Raw genomic sequence first — 4973 nt, 5'->3', positions numbered from 1 at the left:
ATATCAGTTAACAGATAAAAGGCATATATCCTTTGAAAAACTGAAGGTCAAATCTTATGCATGCGGACAAAAAAGAATTGCGGGCTGCGATGCTCAGGCAAAGAAGTTCCCTGGACCCCGGGGAGGTAAATGCCAAAAGCTCTGCCGTCATAGAAAACTTCCTCTCTACTAGGAAGCTCATGCAGCACACCTGTTTTCTGGTCTATCTGCCCATCAAAAGCGAGGTGGACACTAAGCCTCTGTTGCGGGAACTTCTGCAGCAGGGCCGTGAGGTGTACGCCCCGTACTGTGACCCGCACCGGCCCGGCAGGATGGAATTTTACCGGGTGCAGGACCTGAGCTGCCTGAGGCCGGGGTTTTGCAATATCTACGAGCCGGAGCCGAAACAGGAGAATATCTTTGAGAATCATGCTCCCTCTGTGGCGGTGGTGCCCGGGGTGGCCTTTGACGAATCCGGATACCGCCTGGGTTTCGGCCAGGGTTTTTATGACCGCTATTTCAGCCTGCTGTCAGACCCAGGGCCGCTGCTTGCGGGCTTTGCATACGATTTCCAGGTGGTGGAAAGACTTCCGGCAGATCCCTGGGATATACCCATGCATTTTATATTTACCGAAACAAGGACCATTGAAGTTTTTACCCAAAATAAGTCAAGCTGAAAATGGGTAAAAGTGCGGGAACCTGACTACTGGAGTGCAACTATGAATAGTCCGCAGTATATAAGTTTTTCTTTTCCCGGCCTGGAAAAAGTGGCCTGTATTTTCGGAACCAGGCTGGGCGGGGTAAGTTCGGGAAGTTTCGGGCAGGGCAACATTTCCCTGGATGTGGAGGATGAACCTGCACGGGCCGGGGCCAATCGCAGGGCTTTGAAGGATGAACTGGGACTGTCCGGGTGGGTGGAGCTTAGGCAGGTGCACGGTACGCTTGTTCATTTTGACCCTGATGAAGACTGCCTGGACGGGTCGTCCCTGGAAGGCGACGGTCTTGGACTGTCCCGGCCTGGCCGGGGTGCTGTGATCAAGACCGCTGACTGCCAGCCGGTCATGCTTGCACACAAGTCCCAGGAATACGTCCTGGCCCTGCACTGCGGCTGGCGGGGCAACCGGGCCGGGTTTCCTGAAACCGCCGTAAGAGATTTGTGTAAATACTACAATCTCAGTCCGGCAGACCTGGCGGCTGTGCGCGGCCCCTCCCTGGGGCCATGCTGTGCCAGGTTCGAGCCTTTTGAGGAACATTGGACTCCGGAATTTGCCGATTATTATCATCAGGAGCAAAAAACAATGGACCTGTGGTCCCTGACCCGGGATCAGCTCCTGCAGGCCGGACTGCTCCCCGGGAATGTATTTTCCCTGGATATGTGCACCATGTGCCGGGAAGAGCTCTTTTTCTCCTATCGCCGGGACAAAAAATGCGGAAGGCAGGCCAGTATGATACTGATTCCTGCCTGAGGTTAAACTTTTCTTTTAAACGCGGAGCGTCCGAAGAATACTCCCACGCGGAGCATGGGAACACTGGAAGAAATTTCTCACGCCCGGGCAGCCTCCGGCCCATAGGGCCTACGCCCCGGAGGGAAGCGGCTTTAGAGCCGCGGAGCAAGGCAGGAGGAAGAGATAAATATTTATATCCCCCGAGCCGGGGTCTTTGGATAAATTGACTTTTATACACTTACTGGTTACATGAAACATAAGGAGAGCTTAAGATGACTGTTCCAGTAAAAGAACGAGTGCGTAAACACCGAGAGGGGTTGAGGTCCGCTGGTATGCGTCCTATCCAGATTTGGGTTCCTGATACCCGAGAGGAGGGATTTGCGGAGGAATGCCGCCGTCAGAGCCTGCTTGTAGCGAACGATCCCCAGGAGAAGGAAGTCCTGTCCTGGATCGAGGACGTATCCGACAGGGAAGGCTGGGAGTAATGGGGAGAGGCGACATATTGCCTGTTGTGCAACCAGGAACCTACGGCAAGCCTCGCCCAGCCCTGGTCATCCAGTCGGACTTTTTTGACGTCCACCCATCAGTTACCATCCTGCCTATAACCAGCAAGCTGCGTGATACGCCCTTATTTCGGCTTCGAGTAGATCCGACAGTCCAGAACGGATTGCTGTCTGTATCTGAAATCATGGTGGACAAAATTACAACCCTGCCACGTGATAAGTTGAGAGAGCCGTTTGGCCATCTCGAATACGAGTACATGCGGGAAGTAGAGCGGCTTTTGACTGTCTGGATGGGAATTGGATAGCTGTCATGGCTGCTTGACAAATTGTTTCGGGAGGCTGTTTCAGTCCACATTGCGGAATATGCGCTGCCAGGGGATTTCCAGTTCCAGGCTGTGCAGGGGCAGGTGGTGTTCCGGGGGGATGTCCAGGAGTTCCCAGGTGTCCTGCTGGGTGCGGCGGTATAGTTCCATGCGCCTGCGCTCCGGGTCAATGAGCACGAATTCTTTCAGTGAGGGCAGGCTTCGGTAATATGTCGCTTTGTCTCCCCGGTCAAAAGCCGCGGTGGACTCGGACAAAACCTCGCCCACCACAACAGGGGAGCGCATGAACTGTTCTGCTTTGTGGTCCTCCGGATCACAGGTGACCAGGACATCTGGATAAAAATAAATCTCTTCCTTTTTTATTTCCAGCTTCATGTCCGCCATATAAACCCGGCAGGGCGAGCCTTCCAGATAACGGTCAAGTTCTGTAAGCAGGTTCCCGGAAACTGTTACATGCCGCCTGGAGGCTCCGCCCATGGCAAAAACCTCACCATGGATATACTGATACTTTTCCAGCTGGGCCGGTTCCCAGTCCAAGTATTCTGCAGCCGTCATGGGCTGCACGGGGTGAGCTTCACCCATACCAATCTCCTTAAATAAGTTTGCCAGGACGGTATCCAAGTTGATATACGAACCATGATCGGTTGGTCAGTGTGCTGGAATACTGTATTTCAAATTATCATGAATCTCTGCAAAAAAGAAGGAAAAAATGAGCAATAAGGGGATAATTTTTGATCTGGACGGAACACTTCTGAACACTCTGCAGGATCTGGCGGATTCAGTGAACAGTGTTCTCAAGAGCAGGGGATGGGCGCAGCACCCGGTGGACGCTTATCGTTTTTTTGTGGGCGACGGGCTGCCCATGCTTGTCAGGAGGGCTGTGCCTGAGGATGTCCAGGACCAGTCGGTCATCAATGAGTGCATCCAGGCGGCCCGTGAGGAGTATTCCAGGCGCTGGGCAAACAGGACCGCTCCGTACCCGGGGGTACTTGAGGCGCTGGAAGAACTGGCCCGAAATGAGATTCCCATGGCTGTTTTGTCCAACAAGCCCCATGAGGCCACCCTGCATACTGTGGGACACTTTTTTCCGGACGGGTATTTTCAGGTGGTGCAGGGAGCACTGCCCAATGGGGCTGTCAAGCCTGATCCTGAACCGGCTCTGGAGGTGGCTGCCAGAATGGGCCTGAAACCGGACCAGGTATATTTCCTGGGTGATTCCAACGTGGATATGTATACAGCCGTCAGTGCAGGCATGACTGGGCTGGGGGCGGCCTGGGGATTCAGAGGCAGGCAAGAACTGCTGCAGGCCGGAGCACATTATATTCTGGAGTCGCCACAGGAGCTTTCCGCATATTTTTGAAAAACGGATGTTTTTCAGTCCGTACTGATATTGTAAGTCTTGAGTTTGCGGTAGAGGTAGCTTCTTTCCAGGCCTATGGCCTCGGCCAGTCTGGACACATTGCCGTCATGTTCCTTTAGTTTCTGGTCCAGGAACCTGGCTTCAAACAGGGACCTGGCCTGTTTGAAGTCGTGGGGCATGGCATCTGGCATGTCGGGGGCACTTTTATCAGCTCCCTGCCCTGAGACTGCGGCCTCCCTGATTTCCGCCGGGAGCATGGAAGCGCTGATCTCCTTGCCCTGATGCAGTATATACATCCTCTCAACAAAGTTCTTAAGTTCGCGTACATTTCCCGGCCAGGGGTGTTTCTGCAGTATGCTTATGGCATCAGGACTGAAACTCAGGGGTTTGAAATTGTGCTCCTGGCTCAACTGAGAGGTGAATTCATCCAGCAGGGGGGGGATGTCTTTTTTTCTTTCCCGCAAGGGAGGCAGGTTCAGGGGGAAGACGTTCAGCCTGTAAAAAAGGTCCTCGCGGAAATTGCCGTTTTTCATCTCCTGCTGCAGGTTCTTGTTGGTGGCGGCGATAACCCTGACGTTGACGTTTACAGTCTTGTGTCCGCCCACGCGCTCAAAGCTCTGCTCCTGCAGGATTCGAAGTATCTTGGCCTGGGTCTTGAGGCTCATGTCCCCGATTTCATCCAGAAACAGGGTGCCGCCGTCAGCCAGTTCAAACTTGCCCTGCTTGGAAGTGGAGGCCCCGGTAAAGGAGCCTTTTTCATGGCCGAAGAGTTCCGATTCAATGAGTTCTTCCGGGATGGCCGCACAGTTGACTGCAATGAGGGGATGATCGGCTCTGTTGCTTTTGATGTGCAGGGACCTGGCCACAATTTCCTTGCCGGTGCCGTTTTCGCCGGTAATGAGCACCCAGGCCTCGGTGGGGGCCACCTGTTCAATGTTCTGCCGCAGTTCCTCGATATGATCTGACTCGCCGGTTATCCTGTGCACTTCCGCGGATTTGCTGCTCAGACGCAGCTTGCGGTTTTCCCGCCTGAGCCTGGAAAACTCCAGGGCCTTTTCCGAGGTGATGAGCACCTTTTCCAGGGACAAAGGCTTTTCTATGAAGTCAAAGGCGCCGCTCTTGATGGCCTGTACAGCGGTCTGGATATTGCCGTGACCGGAGATCATGACCACTGGCAGGTTGGGGTGGCTTTCCCTGAGGCGGTTTAAGACCTCCAGGCCGTCTATTCCCGGCAGCCAGATATCCAGAAGAACCAGATCCACGCCCGGGCCCAGAAGCCCAAGTCCCTGCTCGCCGCTCTCGGCTTCCAGGATCCGATAGTTTTCGTCTTCCAGGATCCCTCGCAAGGAAAGCCGGATATCTT

General features: G+C 54.1%; 7 protein-coding genes. 5 read left to right on the top strand and 2 right to left on the bottom strand.

Annotation, left to right across the window (positions count from 1 at the left end):
• The first annotated feature begins 56 nt into the window (after positions 1-56).
• From D5S03_RS04060 to D5S03_RS04045, 4 genes are all read left to right on the top strand, one after another.
• The gene (locus D5S03_RS04060; RefSeq protein ID WP_287042764.1) at positions 57-656 is read left to right on the top strand and encodes a 5-formyltetrahydrofolate cyclo-ligase; all 600 of its coding nucleotides are present in this window, start codon (positions 57-59) and stop codon (positions 654-656) included.
• A 42-nt stretch (positions 657-698) separates the two neighbouring features.
• Entirely contained in the window at positions 699-1445 is a 747-nt protein-coding gene (locus D5S03_RS04055; RefSeq protein WP_287042763.1) for a purine nucleoside phosphorylase YfiH/LACC1 family protein, read from the top strand.
• A 251-nt stretch (positions 1446-1696) separates the two neighbouring features.
• Positions 1697-1909 (top strand): antitoxin MazE family protein, encoded by a 213-nt coding sequence (locus tag D5S03_RS04050; RefSeq protein ID WP_287042762.1) that lies wholly within the window; start codon positions 1697-1699, stop codon positions 1907-1909.
• On the top strand, positions 1813-2232 hold the full coding sequence (locus D5S03_RS04045) for a type II toxin-antitoxin system PemK/MazF family toxin (protein ID WP_353745146.1): 420 nt from the start codon (positions 1813-1815) through the stop codon (positions 2230-2232). Before D5S03_RS04050 ends, D5S03_RS04045 begins: the two co-directional genes overlap by 97 nt.
• A gap of 39 nt (positions 2233-2271) precedes the next feature.
• Here D5S03_RS04045 and D5S03_RS04040 read toward each other — a convergent pair whose 3' ends face one another.
• A complete protein-coding gene (locus tag D5S03_RS04040; RefSeq protein WP_287042760.1) occupies positions 2272-2832 on the bottom strand; it encodes a Uma2 family endonuclease in 561 nt (186 codons plus the stop codon).
• A 127-nt stretch (positions 2833-2959) separates the two neighbouring features.
• On the opposite strand from D5S03_RS04040, the gene D5S03_RS04035 reads away from it, so the two are divergent.
• Positions 2960-3610 (top strand): HAD family hydrolase, encoded by a 651-nt coding sequence (locus tag D5S03_RS04035; RefSeq protein ID WP_287042759.1) that lies wholly within the window; start codon positions 2960-2962, stop codon positions 3608-3610.
• A 14-nt stretch (positions 3611-3624) separates the two neighbouring features.
• Here D5S03_RS04035 and D5S03_RS04030 read toward each other — a convergent pair whose 3' ends face one another.
• Positions 3625-4968 carry a sigma-54-dependent transcriptional regulator gene (locus D5S03_RS04030; RefSeq protein ID WP_287042765.1) on the bottom strand — a complete coding sequence of 448 codons (1344 nt, stop codon included), beginning with the start codon at positions 4966-4968 and terminating at the stop codon, positions 3625-3627.
• Positions 4969-4973 lie beyond the last annotated feature (5 nt).

The sequence above is a fragment of the Desulfonatronospira sp. MSAO_Bac3 genome (assembly GCF_003838035.1).
Taxonomy (GTDB): Bacteria; Desulfobacterota; Desulfovibrionia; order Desulfovibrionales; family Desulfonatronovibrionaceae; genus Desulfonatronospira; species Desulfonatronospira thiodismutans.
This window is presented reverse-complemented; position numbering and strand designations above follow the sequence as displayed.